Origin of the sequence: Parafrigoribacterium soli (assembly GCF_040227235.1) — a bacterium.
GTDB classification, from domain to species: domain Bacteria; phylum Actinomycetota; class Actinomycetes; order Actinomycetales; family Microbacteriaceae; genus Parafrigoribacterium_A; species Parafrigoribacterium_A soli.
Genome location: NZ_JBELNZ010000002.1, coordinates 136,934 through 156,041, shown reverse-complemented (window position 1 = coordinate 156,041; position 19,108 = coordinate 136,934). Strand labels below are relative to the sequence as shown.

Annotated in this window: 19 protein-coding genes; 3 read left to right on the top strand and 16 right to left on the bottom strand. The window is 66.1% G+C overall.

The window, feature by feature from the left end:
- Window positions 1–2: 2 nt before the first annotated feature.
- From ABUA37_RS04960 to ABUA37_RS04890, 15 genes are all read right to left on the bottom strand, one after another.
- A complete protein-coding gene (locus tag ABUA37_RS04960) occupies window positions 3–1,004 on the bottom strand; it encodes an aspartate carbamoyltransferase catalytic subunit (protein ID WP_349898021.1) in 1,002 nt (333 codons plus the stop codon).
- On the bottom strand, window positions 1,001–1,543 hold the full coding sequence (gene pyrR / locus ABUA37_RS04955) for a bifunctional pyr operon transcriptional regulator/uracil phosphoribosyltransferase PyrR (RefSeq protein ID WP_349898020.1): 543 nt from the start codon (window positions 1,541–1,543) through the stop codon (window positions 1,001–1,003). The genes ABUA37_RS04960 and pyrR overlap by 4 nt, the downstream gene beginning before the upstream one ends.
- Before the next feature lie 69 nt (window positions 1,544–1,612).
- On the bottom strand, window positions 1,613–2,026 hold the full coding sequence (gene nusB / locus ABUA37_RS04950; protein ID WP_349898019.1) for a transcription antitermination factor NusB: 414 nt from the start codon (window positions 2,024–2,026) through the stop codon (window positions 1,613–1,615).
- Window positions 2,027–2,054: 28 nt separating this feature from the next.
- Complete coding sequence (gene efp / locus ABUA37_RS04945) at window positions 2,055–2,618, bottom strand: elongation factor P (RefSeq protein ID WP_349898018.1); 564 nt, start codon at window positions 2,616–2,618, stop codon at window positions 2,055–2,057.
- A 79-nt stretch (window positions 2,619–2,697) separates the two neighbouring features.
- Window positions 2,698–3,138 carry a type II 3-dehydroquinate dehydratase gene (locus ABUA37_RS04940; RefSeq protein ID WP_349898017.1) on the bottom strand — a complete coding sequence of 147 codons (441 nt, stop codon included), beginning with the start codon at window positions 3,136–3,138 and terminating at the stop codon, window positions 2,698–2,700.
- 37 nt (window positions 3,139–3,175) lie between these two features.
- Window positions 3,176–4,249, bottom strand: coding sequence for a 3-dehydroquinate synthase (gene aroB, locus ABUA37_RS04935; RefSeq protein WP_349898016.1), 1,074 nt, complete (start codon window positions 4,247–4,249; stop codon window positions 3,176–3,178).
- Window positions 4,246–4,827: a shikimate kinase gene (locus tag ABUA37_RS04930; RefSeq protein WP_349898015.1), complete on the bottom strand. Its 582-nt coding sequence runs from the start codon at window positions 4,825–4,827 to the stop codon at window positions 4,246–4,248. Before ABUA37_RS04930 ends, aroB begins: the two co-directional genes overlap by 4 nt.
- Window positions 4,828–6,036: a chorismate synthase gene (gene aroC, locus ABUA37_RS04925; protein ID WP_349898014.1), complete on the bottom strand. Its 1,209-nt coding sequence runs from the start codon at window positions 6,034–6,036 to the stop codon at window positions 4,828–4,830.
- A gap of 54 nt (window positions 6,037–6,090) precedes the next feature.
- The gene (locus ABUA37_RS04920; protein ID WP_349898013.1) at window positions 6,091–6,942 is read right to left on the bottom strand and encodes a shikimate dehydrogenase; all 852 of its coding nucleotides are present in this window, start codon (window positions 6,940–6,942) and stop codon (window positions 6,091–6,093) included.
- Window positions 6,939–8,150 (bottom strand): endolytic transglycosylase MltG, encoded by a 1,212-nt coding sequence (mltG, locus tag ABUA37_RS04915; protein WP_349898012.1) that lies wholly within the window; start codon window positions 8,148–8,150, stop codon window positions 6,939–6,941. Before mltG ends, ABUA37_RS04920 begins: the two co-directional genes overlap by 4 nt.
- Window positions 8,140–8,613, bottom strand: coding sequence for a Holliday junction resolvase RuvX (ruvX, locus tag ABUA37_RS04910; protein WP_349898011.1), 474 nt, complete (start codon window positions 8,611–8,613; stop codon window positions 8,140–8,142). The genes mltG and ruvX overlap by 11 nt, the downstream gene beginning before the upstream one ends.
- A 3-nt stretch (window positions 8,614–8,616) precedes the next feature.
- Window positions 8,617–11,271 carry an alanine--tRNA ligase gene (gene alaS / locus ABUA37_RS04905; protein ID WP_349898010.1) on the bottom strand — a complete coding sequence of 885 codons (2,655 nt, stop codon included), beginning with the start codon at window positions 11,269–11,271 and terminating at the stop codon, window positions 8,617–8,619.
- Between the two features lie 62 nt (window positions 11,272–11,333).
- Entirely contained in the window at window positions 11,334–11,564 is a 231-nt protein-coding gene (locus ABUA37_RS04900) for a hypothetical protein (RefSeq protein ID WP_349898009.1), read from the bottom strand.
- Window positions 11,565–11,744: 180 nt separating this feature from the next.
- Complete coding sequence (rpsD, locus tag ABUA37_RS04895; RefSeq protein ID WP_325517700.1) at window positions 11,745–12,398, bottom strand: 30S ribosomal protein S4; 654 nt, start codon at window positions 12,396–12,398, stop codon at window positions 11,745–11,747.
- A 163-nt stretch (window positions 12,399–12,561) separates the two neighbouring features.
- Entirely contained in the window at window positions 12,562–13,893 is a 1,332-nt protein-coding gene (locus ABUA37_RS04890) for a replication-associated recombination protein A (RefSeq protein WP_349898008.1), read from the bottom strand.
- Between the two features lie 75 nt (window positions 13,894–13,968).
- Between ABUA37_RS04890 and ABUA37_RS04885 the strand changes: the two genes are divergently transcribed.
- From ABUA37_RS04885 to ABUA37_RS04875, 3 genes are all read left to right on the top strand, one after another.
- Window positions 13,969–14,796 carry a peptidylprolyl isomerase gene (locus tag ABUA37_RS04885; protein ID WP_349898007.1) on the top strand — a complete coding sequence of 276 codons (828 nt, stop codon included), beginning with the start codon at window positions 13,969–13,971 and terminating at the stop codon, window positions 14,794–14,796.
- A gap of 91 nt (window positions 14,797–14,887) precedes the next feature.
- Complete coding sequence (locus ABUA37_RS04880) at window positions 14,888–16,117, top strand: DUF349 domain-containing protein (RefSeq protein ID WP_349898006.1); 1,230 nt, start codon at window positions 14,888–14,890, stop codon at window positions 16,115–16,117.
- A gap of 88 nt (window positions 16,118–16,205) precedes the next feature.
- Window positions 16,206–16,772 (top strand): hypothetical protein, encoded by a 567-nt coding sequence (locus ABUA37_RS04875; RefSeq protein WP_349898004.1) that lies wholly within the window; start codon window positions 16,206–16,208, stop codon window positions 16,770–16,772.
- A 1-nt stretch (window position 16,773) separates the two neighbouring features.
- Here the strand turns inward: ABUA37_RS04875 and ABUA37_RS04870 are convergent, their stop codons facing one another.
- Window positions 16,774–19,068, bottom strand: a complete 2,295-nt coding sequence (locus tag ABUA37_RS04870) for a RelA/SpoT family protein (RefSeq protein ID WP_349898003.1) — start codon at window positions 19,066–19,068, stop codon at window positions 16,774–16,776.
- Window positions 19,069–19,108: the final 40 nt, after the last annotated feature.

Here is a 19,108-nt window from a genome sequence, read left to right as displayed (position 1 = left end):
GGCTAGTTCTCCTTCGCGTCGGTCGATGCTGGGGTCGCGGGTTCGCTTCGCGATCCGCCCAGCTCCGCAGCGCCGGAGAGCAGGAGGTACAGCACGGCCATCCTTACCGAGACACCGTTGGCGACCTGCTCCAGCACGGTCGACCGGTCAGAGTCGGCGGCCGCGGAGGAGATCTCCAGGCCGCGATTCATCGGGCCGGGGTGCATCACCATGCTAGCGGCGCCGAGGCGTGCGGCCCGTTCGTCGTCGAGGCCCCACTGCCTCGCGTACTCGCGGGCGTTCGGGAAGTAGGCGGCGTGCATCCGTTCGCTCTGGATGCGCAGCATCATCACGACGTCGGGATTCGCGGCGATGGCCGTATCGAGGTCGTACTCTGTGCTGACCGGCCATTCGGCACAGCCGAGGGGCAACAGGGTTGCCGGCGCAACGAGGGTCACGGTGGCACCGAGCGTCGCGAGCAGCCAGGTGTTCGAGCGAGCGACCCTCGAGTGCAGGATGTCGCCCACGATCGTGACCGACACCCCGTCGAGCGCCTTGCCCCGGGAAGCCGGGCCGTGCAGCCTGCGGCGCATCGTGAAGGCGTCGAGCAGGGCCTGGGTCGGGTGCTCATGCATGCCGTCGCCCGCGTTGACGATCCCGGCGTCGATCCAGCCGCTCTCGGCGAGCACGGCGGGTGCACCGGAGGCCGGGTGCCGCACGACGACCGCATCCGCGCCGATCGCCGCGAGGGTCTGAGCGGTGTCTTTCAGGCTCTCGCCCTTCGAGACACTCGAGCCCTTAGCGCTGAAGTTGATGACATCCGCGCTCAGTCGCTTCGCGGCCGCCTCGAAGGAGATGCGCGTGCGGGTCGAGTCCTCGAAGAAGAGGTTCACGACGGTCTTGCCGCGCAGCGTCGGCAGTTTCCTGACCTCGCGCTGGGAGACGTCGGCCATGTCCTCGGCGATGTCCAGGATGGCGACAGCCTGCTCGCGGCTGAGGTCTCGGGTGCTCAGCAGGTGCCTCACGATGCGCTCCCCTCGTCAATGCTCACGTATTCCTCGCCGTCGATCTCGTGCAGTCGCACGTTGATGCGCTCGTGCTGCGCGGATGGCAGGTTCTTACCCACGAAATCGGGTCGGATCGGGAGTTCGCGATGCCCGCGGTCGACGAGCGCCGCCAGCCGCACGATTCCCGGCCGACCGATGTCTCCGAGGGCGTCGAGCGCAGCGCGAATGGTGCGGCCCGAATAGAGCACGTCGTCGACGAGCACGACGGTCTTTCCGTCGATGCCGCCGGCCGGCACGGATGTGGGCGCCGGCGTGCGGGTGGGATTCCGGTGCAGGTCGTCCCGATAGAGCGTCACGTCGAGGGATCCGACGAGGACGGGCGATCCGGATATCGCGGTGAGCTGTTCGGCGACGCGGTTGGCGAGAATCACGCCGCGCGTGGGAATACCGAGGATGACGAGGCCGTCCGAACCGCGATTGGACTCAAGGATCTCGTGGGAGATGCGAGTCAGCGCGCGGGTGATATCAGCTTGCTGCAGCACGATGCGTGCGGGCAATCTGACCTCCTTCCCCGCCTCTCTGGACGGAAATTAAAGGATGTCGTGTGCGGCTAGCTTAGCGGACTGTCAGGACCGCGTCTGCGCGACCCGGCCGAGAAGCCCGTTCACGAAGCCGGCAGAATCCTCGGTGCTGAAGGACTTCGCCGCCTCGACGGCCTCCGAAATCGCCACGCCGGCGGGGACCTCGTCGTTGAACAGGATCTCCCACATGCCGATCCGCACGATCGCGCGATCGATCACGGGCATCCGGTTGATCGTCCAGCCCTGCGCGTAGGTCTCGATCAGTTCATCGATCTCGTCGCCGTGCTCAGCAATTCCCTCGACGATCTGTCGCGCGTACTGCCACGACGACGAGCGCTTCGGGTCCTCGCGGTCGCGCTCCGCCTCAGTGGCTATCGCGGCGTTGAGCGAGATCTCGCGCACGTCGGCTCCGTAGAGCAGGTCGAGCGCGCGCTTGCGCGCCTTGGTTCGTGCACTCATCTGGGTATTCCCGCTCGCCTGAGGGGGCTCAGTCGTTCACGCGACCGAGGTAGTCCCCGGTGCGGGTGTCGACCTTGACCTTCGTGCCCTGCTCAAGAAACAGCGGCACCTGGATCTGGTAGCCGGTCTCGACCGTCGCGGGCTTGGTGCCTCCGGTCGAGCGGTCCCCCTGCAGACCGGGCTCGGTGTAGGTGATCTCCAGCACGACGGATGCGGGCAGCTCGACGTAGAGCGGCTCGCCGTTGTGCAGCGCGATGGTCACGTTCTGGTTCTCGAGCATGAAGTTTGCTGCGTCGCCGACCTGCGCCTCGGTGAGGGTGATCTGGTCGTAGTCGCTGACGTCCATGAACACGAAGCCGTCGCCATCCTTGTACAGGTACTGGAAGTCGCTGCGGTCGACGGTCTCGGTCTCGATCTTCGCGCCCGCGTTGAAGGTGCGGTCGACCGTCTTGCCGGTGCGCACGTTCTTGACTTTGGTGCGCACGAAGGCGCCGCCCTTGCCCGGCTTGACGTGCTGGAACTCGATAACGGTCCAGAGGCCGCCGTCCATGTTGAGAACTACGCCGTTCCTGATGTCAGCGGTTGAAGCCATACGAGTACAGATCCGTTCATGTGGGGATTGATCGAACGCCTGCCGTGAATCGGCGCGTCGAGGAGCCAAGTTTACCGGTTCAACCCAGTTTTCTATTAATGGCGTCGAGCGCGAGGCTGTACGAGTCGAATCCGAAGCCCGCGATGACGCCCGTGGCTACCGCCGAGATGACGCTCGTATGACGGAACTCCTCGCGGACGTGCGGGTTGGAAATGTGCACCTCGATCAGCACCAGACCGGCCTTGGTGACGAGGGCCGCGGCATCCCGAAGTGCGTAGGAGTAGTGCGTGAACGCGGCGGGGTTCAGGATGACCGGCGTCGCCGAATCGACGGCCTCATACAGCCACTGGATCAGTTCGGCTTCGTCGTTGGTCTGCCTCAGGTCAATCGTGACACCGGGTGCGGCATCACGCTCGAGCTGCAGGAGCAGGTCCTCCAGCGTGCCGCTGCCGTAGACGTCCGGCTCGCGCGAGCCCAGTCGGCCGAGGTTCGGTCCATTGAGGACGAGGATGCTGCTCATGACTGTCGAGCCTATAGCTCCCGCGCCCGAGGGCACCTCAGGCGCCGATCTCCTGGTACGCAGCGAACAGCAGGCTCTGATCGGGCCCGGCCAGCACCGTCGGTCTCGCCAGGTCGTCGAGCACGATGAACCTGAGCATGCCGCCCCTCGTCTTCTTGTCCCGCTGCATGACGCCGTGGAGGGTCTCCCACCTGCCGAGCGGATACGTGGTCGGCAACTGCAGCGATTCGAGGATGCTGCGGTGGCGATCCACGATCGTGTCAGAGAGCCGTCCGGCGAGCCGTGCGAGTTCCGCGGCGTACATCATGCCGATGCCGACGGCGGCTCCGTGCCTCCACAGGTAGCGCTCGGCGTATTCGACGGCGTGACCGAGGGTGTGTCCGTAGTTGAGGATCTCCCTCAGGCCAGATTCCTTGAAGTCCTCTCCCACGACGCGCGCCTTGATCTGCACCGAGAGCTCCACGATGCGTCGGAACTCCTCGCTCGCGGGATTCGTCGCGGTCGCGACATCCTTCTCGATGATGTCGAGGATCTCGGGCCGTTCGATGAAGCCGTACTTCACGACCTCACCGAACCCGGCGAGGATCTCCATCTGGCCGAGGTCCTCGAGGGTGTCCAGGTCAGCGAGGACCACGGCGGGCGCGTGGAACGCACCGACGAGGTTCTTGCCCTGTGCCGTGTTCACGCCGGTCTTGCCGCCGATCGCGGCGTCGACCATTCCGACGAGTGAGGTCGGCAGCTGCAAGACGCGCACGCCGCGCAGCCAGCTCGCGGCGACGAAGCCGGCGAGGTCGGTCGTTGCCCCTCCGCCGAAGCCGATCACGACGTCCGTCCTGGTGAAGTCGGAGAGTCCCATGACCTGCCAGCAGAACGCGGCGACCTCGATGCGCTTGGCCGGCTCGCCGTCGGGAATCTCGGCCATGAGCACCTCGTAGTCGCCCTTGAGGCTCTCCCGCAGCGCACTCGCCCTGGCACCGAGCGTCGGCGGGTGCACGATCAGCACCTTCTTCGCATCCGTGCCGATCAGGCTGGGTAGTGTGCCGAGGATGTCCCTGCCGATCACGACGTCGTATGGGTCGTTCCCGGGTACCGTGATCGTCGTTGTCGTCACTCTGACTGCTCCTTTTGCTCGTGCTGTTGCTGCTCGTGCTCTTCGTGCTCGCGCTGTGCCGCGTCCAGCTCCTGCCGCACCCAGTCCGCGATCTCCACGGCGATGTCATCGATGGAACCGGATGAGGTATCCCAAGTGCGGCTCGCGAGGCGGTCGTAGGTCTCACGGCGACTGTCGACGAGCTGCATCCAAGCGGCGATGCCGTCTCTGAGCAAGGGACGCTTTGCGCCGCCGATGCGCTTCTCCACGGCATCCGGCGACACCGTGAGCTGCACGACGCGGGCTCCGGCGAGATCGGCCTGGGTGTCCGGGTCGAGCACGGCGCCGCCGCCGAGCGCCACGACCGCGGTCCGCTCGAGTGAGCGCGCGACGGCATCGCGTTCCAGCATGCGGAAGTGAGCTTCACCGTGGCGTTCGAAGATGTCACTGATCGCGCCATGTTCGGCCACGATCAGCTTGTCGGTGTCAACGAATTCCGTGTCGAGCAAGCGCGCAACCCGCTTTCCCAGCCGGGTCTTGCCCGCGCCGGGTGCCCCGATGAGCACGAGCCTGGCGCGAACCTGTCTGTCACCCGGCATCTAATCCAGCGACCCTGATGCGGATGCCGTCTTCAGCCGATCCGGAATCGCGGCAACGTAGCCGTCGAGATTGCGTTTCGTCTCGACAATCGAGTCTCCCCCGAACTTCTCGAGCACCGAGTTGGCGAGTACGAGAGCGACCATGGCCTCGGCGACGACGCCCGCGGCGGGCACCGCGCAGACATCCGAGCGCTGGTGGTGCGCCTCGGCAGCCGCACCCGTGGCGACGTCGACCGTGCGCAGCGCGTGCGGAACCGTGGAGATGGGTTTCATGCCCGCGCGGACGCGCAGCACCGTGCCGGTGCTCATGCCGCCCTCCGTGCCGCCGGCACGGTCACTCGCCCTCGTTATGCCATCCGACGCCTCGAACAGCTCGTCGTGCGCCTCTGAGCCGCGCCTCGCCGTGGTGAGGAATCCGTCGCCGAGTTCGACGCCCTTGATCGCCTGGATGCCCATGAGGGCGGCGGCGAGCTGCGAGTCGAGCCTGCGGTCCCAGTGCGTGTATGACCCGAGCCCAGGTGGCAGACCGTAGGCCAGCACCTCAACAACACCGCCGAGCGTGTCGCCGTCGTCGTGTGCCCTGTCGACCTCGGCGACCATGAGAGCCGAGGTGGCGGCGTCGAGGCAGCGCAGCGGGTCAGCGTCGAGTCGTTCGACATCCGTCGGCTCGGGAAGCGCTGCACCCTCGGGAACGCGAACGGTTCCGATCGACAGGGTGTGGCTCACGAGCGTGATGCCCAGTTCGGCGAGGAAGGCGCGGGCTATGGCGCCGAGCGCCACGCGGGCGGCGGTCTCACGGGCACTGGCTCGCTCGAGCACGTTGCGCGCCTCCTCGAAGCCGTATTTCTGCATGCCGACGAGATCGGCGTGGCCGGGCCGGGGCCGGGTCAGGGCGGCTCCACGTCCCTTGGGAAGGGTCTCCAGGTCAACGGGCTCCGCGCTCATCACGTCGACCCAGCGCGGCCATTCCGTGTTGCCGATGCGCAGGGCGATCGGGCTGCCCATGCTCAGCCCGAAGCGCACGCCCCCCGAGAAGTTCAGCTCGTCTTCCTCGAACTTCATCCGCGCGCCGCGACCGTAGCCGAGCTTGCGCCGCGCGAGGTCTTCCCGAACGCCATCGAGCGATACCGGGACGCCCGCGGGCAGTCCCTCAAGGATCGCTACGAGTTCGGGGCCGTGTGATTCTCCTGCGGTCAACCATCGAAGCATGTAAGAATCCTCCCACAGCGCGAGGGGCACGGATCGCTCACAGCGGAGGGCGGCTCAGTGCGCGGCGATACTGGCGCGCATTGCTTCGAGTACCCGAACATCGTTGTCGAGTGGGACCTCCGGGTCTCCGCCGACAAAGATTCGCACCTGGCCGAGAGCCTGATGCATCAGCATCTCGAGGCCCCAGACGACGCGTCCACCGACGCTCTGCCACGCGGATGCGAGATGCGTGGGCCAGGGGTCGTAGGTCACCTCGAACAGGAGGCTGCCCTGCATGGTCTCCTCGCTGAAGCTGACCGAGGATGGCGCGCCGCGCGGAATGGTGCTGATGACGGCTTCGCCCTGTGCCTCAATGCGCCCGGACCCGAGCTGCTCGACGCGCACCCGCACCCCGAGCTGTTCGCCCAGTCGCTCGAGCGGAGCGGCCCGCGACGGTGTGCGAGCCGAGATGTCGACCTGGCGGGCGCCGAGTCGCGACACCGCAAGCAGGGCGGATGTGGCCGTCGCCCCCGAGCCGAGCAGCCGAACAGAAGTCAGTTCATGAACGCCCGCAGCACGAAACGCCTCGACGATGCCGTTCACGTCGGTGTTGAACCCGCGCAGGGCTCTTTCGCCGGCCACGTCGTCGAAGAGCACCGTGTTGGCCGCCCCTGTTGCGGCTGCCGTGGCGTCCACACTGTCGAGGAGGGGAATGACGGCGCGTTTGAGCGGCATAGTGAGAGAGAGTCCGCGCCAGTCGCTGGTCCGCGACGCCAGGAACTGGGGCAGAGCATCCTCGGTGAGGTCGATCGCGTCATAGACCCATGGAAGCCCGAGCGCCGCGTACGCTGCCCGGTGCAACAGCGGCGACCGGGAGTGCGAGATCGGCGAGCCGAGCACGCCGAGGCGGTTGCCGGTAGCGCTCACTTGTCGAATCCGGGGTGCGCGCGCAGCCAGCTCTGCCACTGCTTGACCGCGACCTCGTGGTCGGCGCCCGTCGTCGAGAACACGGTCTCCCCCGTCTCGCCATTGACGAGCACGAAGTACAACCACGGGCCATCGGCCGGATGCAGGGTTGCGTCGATCGCCTTCTGCCCAGGGTTGGAGATGGGGCCGATCGGCAGTCCCGGGTTGGCGTAGGTGTTGTACGGATTGCTCTTGTCGGCGCGCTCGGCCGCGGTGGTGGAGATGGTCGTTCCACCGGAACCGTAGCTCACGGTCGCGTCTGACTGCAGGTGCATTCCCTGTGCGATGCGGTTGTCCCACACCCGTGCGACCTTGTAGAAGTCCTGAGTGCTGCCGCCTTCTTTCTGGGTGAGAGCGGCGAGCGTGAGCACCCGATGGCGATCGTCGGGAGCGACGCCGGCCGCGTCGAGCTGCTTGAACATCTCATCGACCATCATCTGGAACACCTGGTGCGCGGAGAGGCCAGGGTCGAGGGAGTACGTGGCAGGGAAGAGGTATCCCTCGAGGCTCGGCGCCTGGGGCGGAAGGCCGTAGCTCTTGTAGTCGGCTGCGGCCGCCGCGACCTCGTCCTTGGTGATGCCGGTCGCCTCGCTGAGGTCTGAGAGCCTCGCAATGACGCCCTTGAGAGTGATGCCTTCGGGCAGCGTCAGCCGGGTCACAACCTTGTTCTTGGGGTCCTGGATGGCCGCCAGGGCCGCCTTGGCGCTCATCTCCTTCTTGAGCGCGTAGCTGCCCGGATGGAAGGCCACCTGAGGGTTCTGCTTCAGCAGCAGCTCGTAGAACGCCGAGACGGATTTCGTCACTCCCGCATCCTTCAGACTGCGTGCGACATCCGCCCCGATCTCGCCATTCTTGACCGTGACGACGACCTTCCCGGTGCCCGAACCCGTGAAGTCGTTCGGCTCTTCCCAGCCGAGCACGTGCCTGATCTGCGGCTGGAAAGTGAACCACACGTAGGTCGAGCCGGCAGCGATGAGAACGAGTATGGACAGGAGCACCCACAGCCAGATCAGTCGTCGGCGCGGTGGTTTCGGACGGCGAGGGTCTGCTTGCGCGACGCTCGCGCGCTCCCTGAGCTGGCGACGGGTCTGCGGACCCGGATCGCCCGCAGCGGACGGCTCCTCCGGTTGGGAGGTGAAGATGTCGTCCCAGCTCGGCTCATTCGCCACGATTCGAACCTTCTTCGGAGTGGACCAGGACGCCGGGCGGATTTCCAGCGCCGCGCTCGAAATCCAGCGCGTGTTGCAAAATTATAACGGCGGCCACCTGGTCGACCACCGAGCGGGAGTTGCGAGAGTTTCGGCCGGAGGATCTCAGCGCCTGGTGCGCGGATACCGTCGAGAGCCGTTCGTCCACGAGTCGTACGGGAACGGTCGAAGCGGCAGCGAGTGCGGCCGCGAAATCGCTCGCGTCGTTCGTCGAGGCGGTGTGCGCGCCAGACAGGGCGAGCGGCAGGCCGACGATGATCTCGACGACCTCGAGTTCGGCGCACAGTCGCAGGAGTTCAGCGAGATCTCCAGTGCCGCGCGCAACCGTGGACACCGGCGTCGCGAGCATCCCGTGGGGATCACTCCGTGCGACGCCGATGCGCACCTTGCCGACGTCTACGCCGAGCCGAACGCCAGGGCGCACGAATCAGCCCGCGACGGCGGAACGGATGGCGTCGATCGCCGCGGGGATGGCATCGAGACGGGAACCGCCGCCCTGGGCGAGATCATCCTTGCCGCCGCCTCCTCCGCCGAGGATCGCAGCCGCGGTCTTCGCGAGAGCACCAGCCCGGATGCCGCGATCGCGTGAGGCCTGGTTGGTCGCGACGATCACCGCGGGCTTCCCCGCAACGTCAGCCGCCAGCGCGATCACCGCAGCATCGCTGCCGAGGCGCGACCGCGTCGTGGTCACCAGCGCCCGCAACTCGTCCGAAGACTTGAGGGTACCCAGGTGCGTTCCGAGGAACACCACATCGCCGACCCTCGTCGCCTGGCCGATCAGCGCAGGAACGCGCTCGGCGAGGGCCGCGGTCTCGAACTCCGCAATGCGCTTCTCGGCTGCCTTGAGGCTTGCCACGAGTTCGGTGATGCGCTCCGGAAGCTGGTCGCGGGGTGTCTTGAGATTGCTCGTCAACTGGGAGACGATCGCACGCTCCGTCGCGAGCTCGCGGAATGCCTCCATGCCGACGAGCGACTCGATGCGCCGGTTCGTCGACCCGACCGAGGTCTCGCTGACGAGGCTGATGACGCCGACCTCGGAGCTGCGACCGACATGGGTACCCGCGCACAGTTCCCTCGACCAGGGTCCGCCGATGTCCACGACCCGCACCGTCTCACCGTACTTCTCCCCGAAGAGCGCCATCGCGCCGAGCGCCCTGGCCTCATCGAGCGGCATGATCCGGGTGTCCACCTCGAGGTTCTCTCGGATGGCACCGTTTGCGATGTCTTCGATCTCGGTGCGCGTTTCGGGCGACAGCGGCTTGTTCCAGTTGAAGTCGAGCCGCATGTAGCCGGCCTTGTTGTACGACCCTGCCTGGTGCGCCTCCGGACCCAGCACCTGACGGAGCGCGGCGTGGATGAGATGCGTGGCGGAGTGTGCCTGGGTGGCACCCCGGCGCCAATCCGGGTCGACGAGACTCGTCGCGGCGTCACCGACTCCGACCTCACCGGAGCGCACCTGCACGCGGTGGCTGATGAGGCCCTTCACTGGACGCTGCACGTCGAGCACCTCGAGTTCGAAGCCCTTGCCCACGATGCTGCCCGCGTCGGCCTCCTGGCCGCCAGACTCTGGATAGAGCGCCGTCTCCGCGAGGATGACCTCGGCGATGTCTCCCACGCTCGCACGATCGACCGAGACGCCGTCGACGATGATGCCGAGCACCTTCGAGTCCGTCGTGAGGTAGTCGTATCCGGTGAAGGATGTCTCGCCCGCCGCACGGAAGGCGCTGTACACGGAAAGGTCCGCGAGGAGTGTCTTCTTTGCCTTCGCATCGGCCTTCGCCATCCGGCGCTGTTCGGCCATGAGCGAGTCGAATGCGCTGCGGTTCACGGTGAGACCAGCTTCTTCGGCCATCTCGAGCGTGAGGTCGATGGGGAAGCCGAAGGTGTCGTGCAGGAGGAACGCGGTCTCGCCCGCGAGCTGAACGGATCCCTGCTTCTTCGTCTTGTCGACGGCCGTGTCAAGGATGACCGTGCCGCTCGCGAGAGTGCGCAGGAAGGTCTCCTCTTCCGCGTATGCCAGGCGGCCGATTCTGTCGAAGTCGGTCTCGACCTCGGGGTAGGCGGACTTCATGGCGTCCCTGGATGCCGGGAAGAGTTCGCCGAAGGTCGCCTCCTCCACGCCCAGGAGTCGCATCGAGCGCACGGTGCGCCGCAGGAGCCTGCGCAGGATGTAGCCACGCCCCTCGTTCGACGGCGTCACACCGTCGGACATGAGCATGAGCGCCGAGCGCACGTGGTCGGCGACCACGCGCATCCGCACGTCGTCTTCGTGCACGGCACCGTAGCGCTTGCCCGCCAACTCGGCGGCTCGGTCGAGCACGGGGCGCACCTGGTCGATCTCGTACAGGTTCTCGACGCCCTGCTTGAGGAACGCGACCCGTTCGAGTCCCATGCCGGTGTCAATGTTCTTCTTCGGCAGATCACCGAGGATCTCGAAGTTCTTGCCCGCTCCTTCGCCGCGCAGGTACTGCATGAAGACGAGGTTCCAGATCTCGACATAGCGGTCGTCATCCGTGGCCGGGCCGCCGTCGCGACCGTACTCCGGGCCACGATCAAAGAAGATCTCGGAGCAGGGACCGGCGGGGCCGGGAAGCCCCGTCGACCAATAGTTTGTATCCATGTCGAGTCGCTGGATGCGTTCCTCAGGCAGCCCCGCGATCTTGCGCCACAGCGCAAAGGCCTCGTCGTCGTCCTTGTAGACGGTGACCCAGAGGTCCTTCTCGGCAAAGCCGTAGCCGCCCGACGACTCGGGCGAGGTCAACAACTCCCAGGCGTATTCGATCGCCTGCTCCTTGAAGTAGTCGCCAAACGAGAAGTTGCCGTTCATCTGGAAGAAGGTGCCGTGACGTGGCGTCTTTCCGACCTCTTCGATGTCGAGCGTTCGGATGCACTTCTGCACACTCGTGGCGCGAGGGTACGGCGCCGGAACGAGCCCGGTGAGGTAGGGGACGAACGGGACCATGCCTGCAACAGTGAACAACAGCGTCGGGTCGTCGCTCACCAGCGAGGCCGACGGTACGACCGTGTGGCCGCGGTCCGCGAAGAAGTCGAGCCAGCGTTGACGGATTTCAGCGGTTTGCATGTGGTCCTGAGTGTGAGTGATGAATGGGCCGCCGCGCGACGTCCCGTCGAGAATGGGGTGGTTTACGCGTCGCCGCGCCTGCTGAGGTCTGCGATGACGCCCTCGGCCTCTGCGACCGCACTGCGGAGCTCCGCCTCGCGCGCCTTGTAGCCCTCGATGACGGCGTCACCGAACTCGCGGGCCTTGCTGTCCACATCCGCGAAGAAGGCGCGACCCTGCGGGGTCTTGTTGACCTGATGCGCCGCGTAGAACCCGATTCCGACGCCGACGACCAGCCACAGGATGTTCTTCATGTCAACTGCTCCTTGAGTGAGTGTGTTGTGTACGAATAGCGGAATTCAAGCTTACTTCGTGACGGCGTGGCGTCCCGAAGAGTCAGACGCCTCGCACCGAACGCAAAGAGCGGGCCGCCCGAGGGCGACCCGCTCTAAAACTACCCGTTTGCCGGGTGGTGCCGCAGGGCACCGCTCCGACTAGCGAGCTGCGTAGTACTCGACGACGAGCTGGACTTCACAGGTCACCGGAACCTCGGCGCGCTTGGGGCGACGCACGAGCCGGGCCTGCAGCTTGTCGATCTCGACCTCGAGGTAACCCGGGGTCTTCGGCAGAACGTCGACGTGACCGCCGGCCGCGGCGACCTGGAATGGCTCCATGCCCTCGCTCTTGGCGTGCACGTGAACGAGCTGGCCTGGCTTCACGCGGAACGACGGGCGGTCAACGCGCTGGCCGTCGACGAGGATGTGGCGGTGCACGATCATCTGGCGAGCCTGTGCCGTGGTGCGAGCGATGGCCGAACGCACGAGAATGGCGTCGAGACGCATCTCGAGCAGCTCCACCAGGTTCTCACCGGTCAGGCCCTCGGCGCGGCGCGCCTCCTGGAAGATGATCTTCAGCTGCGCCTCGCGGATGCCGTACTGGGCACGCAGACGCTGCTTCTCGCGAAGTCGCACGGCGTAGTCGCTGTCGGTCTTGCGCTTGGTGCGGCCGTGCTCCCCTGGTGGGTACGGACGCTTTTCGAATCCCTTTGCCGCCTTCGGGGTGAGCGGAATGCCCAACGCCCGCGACAGGCGGGTCTTGCTACGTGTACGTGACTTGGTAGACACGGTTTCCTTTCGGTACAAAATCATCGGTCTTCGGCAGTGTGTCGGCACAGCTGTGCTGAAACGGAGAAGAGGGATGCGCCGCGGGTACCGTTCGGCTAAAGAACGCTTCCCATCCATCGGGACTTTCGCAGCAGCCGCGCGCAAAAGACCCGTGTAGGCCTGTCAATGCTAACAGAAAGCGCGCGGATCACTCACCGCGGATGATTCGTCGCAGCTTCTCGAGTCGCGCACTGATCTCGCGCTCGTTGCCATGCTCGGTCGGCGAGTAATAGGTCGTGCCGCTCAGCGCATCCGGAAGATACTGCTGCTTCACGACACCAAGCTCGGAATCGTGCGAATAGCGGTAGCCCTTGCCATGCCCGAGCCGTTTCGCTCCGGCGTAGTGTGCGTCACGCAGGTGCTTCGGCACGCGACCGATCTTGCCCGCACGCACGTCGGCGAGGGCCGCATCGATACCCATGTAGGCCGCATTGGACTTCGGCGCTGTTGCGAGGTAGACGACGGCTTCGGCAAGCGGGATGCGCCCCTCCGGCATACCGATGTACTGCACCGCGTCGGCCGCGGCGATGGCCACGAGCAGCGCCTGGGGATCGGCCATCCCCACGTCTTCCGACGCGGAGACGATGATGCGCCTGGCGATGAAGCGCGGATCCTCCCCCGCCTCGATCATTCGTGCCAGGTAGTGGAGTGCGGCATCCACATCGGAGCCGCGCACCGACTTGATGAAGGCGCTGATGACGTCGTAGTGCTCGTCTCCGTTGCGGTCGTAGCGCAGCAGCGCCCGGTCCACCGCGAGGGCCACGGTCTCGGCGAGCACCACGGGTTTGCCATCCGTGCTGGTCGACGTCGCAGACAGCGCGGCGGCCTCGAGCGCGGTCAGCGCCCGGCGCGCGTCTCCAGAGGCGAGCCGGATGATGGCGGCGCGAGCCTCCGGATCGAGCACGATGCGGTCGTCGAGGCCGCGCGGATCGGTTACGGCGCGATCGATGAGGATGCCAAGGTCGTCGTCGCTCAGGGCCTCGAGCGTGAGCAGCAGCGAGCGAGACAGCAGTGGCGAGATGACGGAGAAGGAGGGGTTCTCGGTGGTCGCGGCGACGAGGATGACCCAGCCGTTCTCGACCCCGGGCAGGAGCGCGTCCTGCTGCGCCTTGGAGAAGCGGTGGATCTCGTCGAGAAAGAGGACGGTTGAGACACCGTAGAGGTCGCGCGAGGACATCGCGGCCTCCATCACCTCGCGCACGTCCTTGACGCCGGCGTTGACGGCCGAGAGCTCGACGAACTTGCGGCCCGAGCTGTGCGCGATCGCCTGGGCGAGTGTCGTCTTGCCCGTGCCGGGCGGCCCCCAGAGGATGACCGAGGCCGAGCCCTGCTCGCCACTCTTGTCCGACGCGAGGCTCACGAGCGGCGATCCGGGGGTCAGCAGATGGCGCTGTCCGGCCACTTCGTCGAGGCTTCGAGGGCGCATGCGCACCGCGAGCGGCGTCGCGCCGGCGCGCAGGCCGAGCTGGGCATCCACCATAGAATCAATGCTAGTTGCCGGTGCTGACAGCGCCGCGCTGCTGCCCAGACTAAGACGACACCCGACGGAGGATTCGTGGCACCGAGCAAGAATGCCGAGCGAGAGGCACGCGAGGCACGCGATCGGCTGCGACGGTACAACGCCCGTCAGACCGTCCACGCTCGACAGGTCCGCAGGCGCCGTCGCGACAACGTCTTCGCCGTGGCCGGCATCATCATCATCGCCGCTCTCGCCACCGTCACCCAGGTCGCATACTTCAGCACCGGGCCGGGCAGGGCTGCCGCGAAACCGACTCCATCCGCCACTGCCAGTCCGTCCGCGAGCAGCACCCCGGCGGCCGGCAGCAACGTGGGAAAGGTCCCGGCCTCCACGATCGCCGAGGGCCGCACGTGGACAGGCGAACTCGAACTCAACAGCGTCAAGCTCGGCATCGAACTCTTCGGAGATCGGGCGCCCCAGGCGACCTCCGTCTTCATTTCACTCGCGCGTGACGGGTTTTACACGACCAAGGGCAGCGCCTGCCACCGGCTGACGACGAGCGAAACTGCGAAACTCATCCAGTGCGGATCGGCCAATGGCGACGGCACGGGAGACGTGGGCTTTAGTTTCGGTCCGCTCGAGAACGTTCCTGCCGACGGCGTCTATCCCGCGGGTACCATCGCCATGGCTCGCAGCACCGACCCATACAGCCAGAGCAGCCAGTTCTTCATCACCTATGGAACCACCACCCTCGATGCCTCGACGGGCGGCTACACCGTCTTCGGCAGGGTCACCACGGGGCTCGACTCTCTCATCTCCGAGATCGCCCAGAAGGGCGTCGCGGCGAACTCATCGGCGACGAGCAATCCGAGCGATGGTGCACCCGTGGTCGCTACCAGGATTACGGCGGTGACCGTAAAGTAGTCGGTTCGATGGGCCGCGGCGTCTCAGCCGGGGTGCAATAGGCTGGTCCCCGGTCATGGACAGGTGTGGCCCGAGCAGCAAGGTGAGACACGTGGCAGCGAACGAGCAGGCTCCTTGGGGCCGCGTTGATGAGACGAGAACCGTCTTCGTGCGCGAGGCGGACGGCGAACGTGCGGTCGGGCAGTTCCCCGATGGAACGGCGGAAGAGGCGCTCGCGTATTACGAGCGCAAGTTCACCGAACTCGCGGGTCAGGTGACGCTGCTCGAGCAGCGCATCAAACGAGGAACGGCCGCGGCAGATGTCGCGAAGACCATCGCTTCGCTCAAGGCCACGATCTCCACGGCGAACGCCGTGGGCGATCTCGCTTCACTCCAGGCACGTCTCGATGCGCTCGGTGGAGCGGTCGGAGAACTCACCGAGAAGCAGACCGCGGAGGCACGCGCTGCCATGGATGCGGCGCTTGCCGAGCGTGAGGCCCTCGTGGTTGAGGCGGAGAAGCTCGCCGCACAGGACCCGGCCAAGGCGCAGTGGAAGCAGCTCAGTGCGAGCCTCGACGACATCTTTGCGCGGTGGCAGAAGCACCAGGCCGAGGGCCCGCGGCTCCCGAAGAGTGAGGGCAACGAGCTCTGGAAGCGCTTCCGCGCAGCGCGCACCGTCATCGAGACCAACCGCAAGACTTTCTTCGCCGAACTCGACTCGGTGCATCGGGACGCGAGGGCCAAGAAGCAGGAACTCGTTCAGAAGGCCGAGGCACTCGCCTCCCAGGGAGTCGCGGGCATTCCTGCCTATCGCGCGCTGCTTGAGGAGTGGAAGTCGGCCGGCCGCGCCGGTAAGAAGTTCGACGACACCCTGTGGGCCAAGTTCAAGCTCGCGGGCGACGCGCTCTACGCCGCCAAGTCCGAGCTTGATGCGCGCGACAACGAAGAATTCGCGGCGAACCTCGAACTCAAGCTCGCGTTGCTCAGCGAAGCAGAACCGCTGCTCACGGCGACCGACCGGATCAAGGCCAGGGAGACCCTGCTCTCGATCCAGCAGCGCTGGGACAAGATTGGCAAGGTTCCGCGCGACAAGGTTCGTACGGTGGAAGATCGCCTGCGCAAGGTCGAGGCCGCGGTGCGCAAACTGGATGATGAGCACTGGCAGAAGAGTAACCCCGAGCGCATCGCGCGCTCCGAGGGGCTCGCCAGCCAGCTGCAGGATGCCATCGCCAAGCTCGAGAGAGAACTAGCCGAGGCGAAGGCCAGCGGCGACGAGCGCAAGGCTCGTGAAGCACAGGAAGCCCTAGACGCCCGCAAGGTGTGGTTGGACGCGCTCGGCTAGTGCCCGGTAGCTCCTCCACAGGGGCATTCCTCTGCACAACTTCGTGCGGGCAGAGCCGGGGAGCCACGAGTTCCTGCACGATGGTCGAGTGCCACCCCGATCCCGCGCCCTCTCCCCCACGCTCTCCTGCAACGACCTTCCGCTCGCGGAGTTGCATGCGGCACGTCTCGATGGCGAGCTCGTCGTCGTCGCCGAGTGCTTCAGTCCGATCGATGAGCCTGACGATGCGTTCCACCGCGCGGGTGCTCTCGCACTGAGCGTTCAACCGAGGCTCATCGCGGAGCGCTTCTCGGCGGCGTGGGTACTCGGAGCCTGCGCGCTGCCGCCGGGCAGGCATCAGTTCTGCGTGGACTCCGGCGCGCGAGTCTGTCTGCCGGGGTCGAGCCGCCACGAGCTGCGCGAAGTCGTCATAAACGACGCAGAGGTCATCACCCTCGCCGGACTTCGGCTGACGACGCCGCTGAGGGCCGCGGTGGACATCGCACGCTCGAGTCCCGAGTTCGGGCAGTTCGAGGCTGGCGTAGTGAGAGCACTCATGGCTCTCGGCGATTTTGGAGCGAGTGACTGCGCCGCAGCGATGAACCGGAGGCGCAACCTGCCCGGTAAGCATCTGGCCGTTGCGCGTCTGCGTGCGTGCGAGACGCTCGCCGCGTGAGCTAGCCCCCGGTCACCCTGTAGACGTCGTAGACAGCATCGATGCGCCGCACGGCATTGAGCACTCGGTCGAGGTGGGTGGTGTCGCCCATCTCGAAGACGAAGCGGCTAAGCGCCAGCCGATCGCTTGAGGTCGACACGGTCGCCGAGAGGATGTTCACGTGACTCTCCGACAGCACCCGGGTCACGTCCGAGAGCAGTCCCGATCGGTCGAGCGCCTCGACCTGGATCTGCACGAGGAAGAGGCTCGATGATGACGGCGCCCATTCAACGTCGATCATCCGCTCCGGTTCGGTCAGCAGCGAGGCGACGTTGTGGCAATCCGCCTGATGCACGGACACTCCGGAGCCGCGCGTGACGAAACCGACGATCGCGTCGCCGGGCACAGGCGTGCAGCACTTCGCGAGCTTGACGAGGATGTCGGGGGCGCCACGCACGAGCACACCGGAGTCGCTGTTGCGCAGCTGGCGGCCGCGACCCTTGGTGGGGAACAGTGTCTCCGGATCTTCGGTCTCGGCTTCGGTGTGCAGCGATGCGAGCACTTTCTCGATCACCGACTGTGTCGAAACGTGACCCTCACCCACCGCGGCGTACAGAGCCGACACGTCGTCGTAGCGCATTTGCGCGGCGACCTCGCCGAAGGAGTTCTGGTTCATCAGCTTCTGCAGCGGAAGGTTCTGCTTGCGCATGGCGCGCGCGATGGCATCCTTGCCCTGCTCGATCGCCTCGTCGCGCCGCTCCTTGGTGAACCACTGCTTGATCTTGTTGCGAGCCCGGGGGCTCTGCACGAAGTTCAGCCAGTCCTTGCTGGGCCCGGCGTCAGGATTCTTCGAGGTGAAGACCTCGACGACATCGCCGCTGTTCAGGGCGGTCTCGAGCGGCACGAGCCTGCCGTTGACCTTCGATCCCATCGTTCGATGCCCGACCTCGGTGTGCACCGCGTAGGCGAAGTCCACCGGCGTCGCCCCCGCCGGCAGGCCGATCACCTTGCCCTGCGGCGTGAAGACGTACACCTCCTTGGCACCGATTTCGAAGCGCAGCGAGTCGAGGAACTCGTTCGGATCGGAGGTCTCGGCCTGCCAATCGGTGATGTGCGCCAGCCACGCCATGTCGGTGTCGCCGCTGAATCCCCCGCCGGTGCTCTTGCCGTTAACCCGCTCCTTGTACTTCCAGTGCGCGGCAACACCGAACTCCGCGCGCTGGTGCATTTCCTCGGTGCGGATCTGGATCTCGACCGCGCGACCCTGCGGGCCGATCACGGTCGTGTGCAGGGACTGATAGAGGTTGAACTTGGGCGTCGCGATGTAGTCCTTGAAGCGGCCGGGGATCGGGTTCCACCTCGCGTGGATCGAGCCGAGCACCGCGTAGCAATCGCGAACCGAACCGACGAGCACGCGGATCCCGACGAGGTCGTAGATCTCGTCGAATTCGCGGCCGCGCACGATCATCTTCTGATAGATCGAGTAGTACTGTTTGGGCCGGCCGACGACCTTGCCCTTGATCTTCGACGACTTGAGGTCGTCGCTCACCGCGTCGATCACCTGCTGCACGAACTCTTCGCGCTGAGGCGTTCTCTGCTTCACCAGGCTCTCGATCTCCACGTAGAGCTTGGGGTAGAGCACGGCGAAGGAGAGGTCTTCGAGCTCCCACTTGATCGCCTGGATGCCGAGGCGGTGAGCGAGCGGCGCGTAGATCTCGAGGGTCTCCTGCGCCTTGCGCGTGGCGGAGGCGGCGGGCACGAATCCCCAGGTGCGCGCGTTGTGGAGCCGATCGGCGAGCTTGATCACGAGCACGCGGATGTCCTTGGACATTGCGACAACCATCTTGCGCACGGTCTCGGCCTGCGCGCTGTCACCGTACTTGAGCTTGTCGAGCTTGGTCACGCCGTCGACGAGCATGGCGATCTCATCGCCGAAGTCGTTGCGCAGCCTGTCGAGCGTGTAGTCGGTGTCTTCGACGGTGTCGTGCAACAGGGCGGCAGCGAGCGTCTTTGGGCCGATCCCGAGGTCTGCGAGGATCTGGGCGACGGCCACCGGGTGCGTGATGTACGGCTCACCGCTCCTGCGCAACTGCCCGCGGTGCGCGAGTTCGGCTGCCGCATAGGCCCGCTCGATCACGCCGACATCCGCCTTGGGATGGTGGGAACGCACCGTCTTGATCAGTCGATCAACGGCGCCCGTGGGCTGCGCCTTCGAGAAGATTCGCGGCAACAGCGTGCGCAGCGACGCGGTGTTCTGGCCCTCGCGCGACTGGCCGCCGTCGTGCGTGGCGGGATTCTGTGTTGCGGTTCCCGTCATCGCCACTCCTCCCAGCCGGTCAACACAGACAAGCTAACAC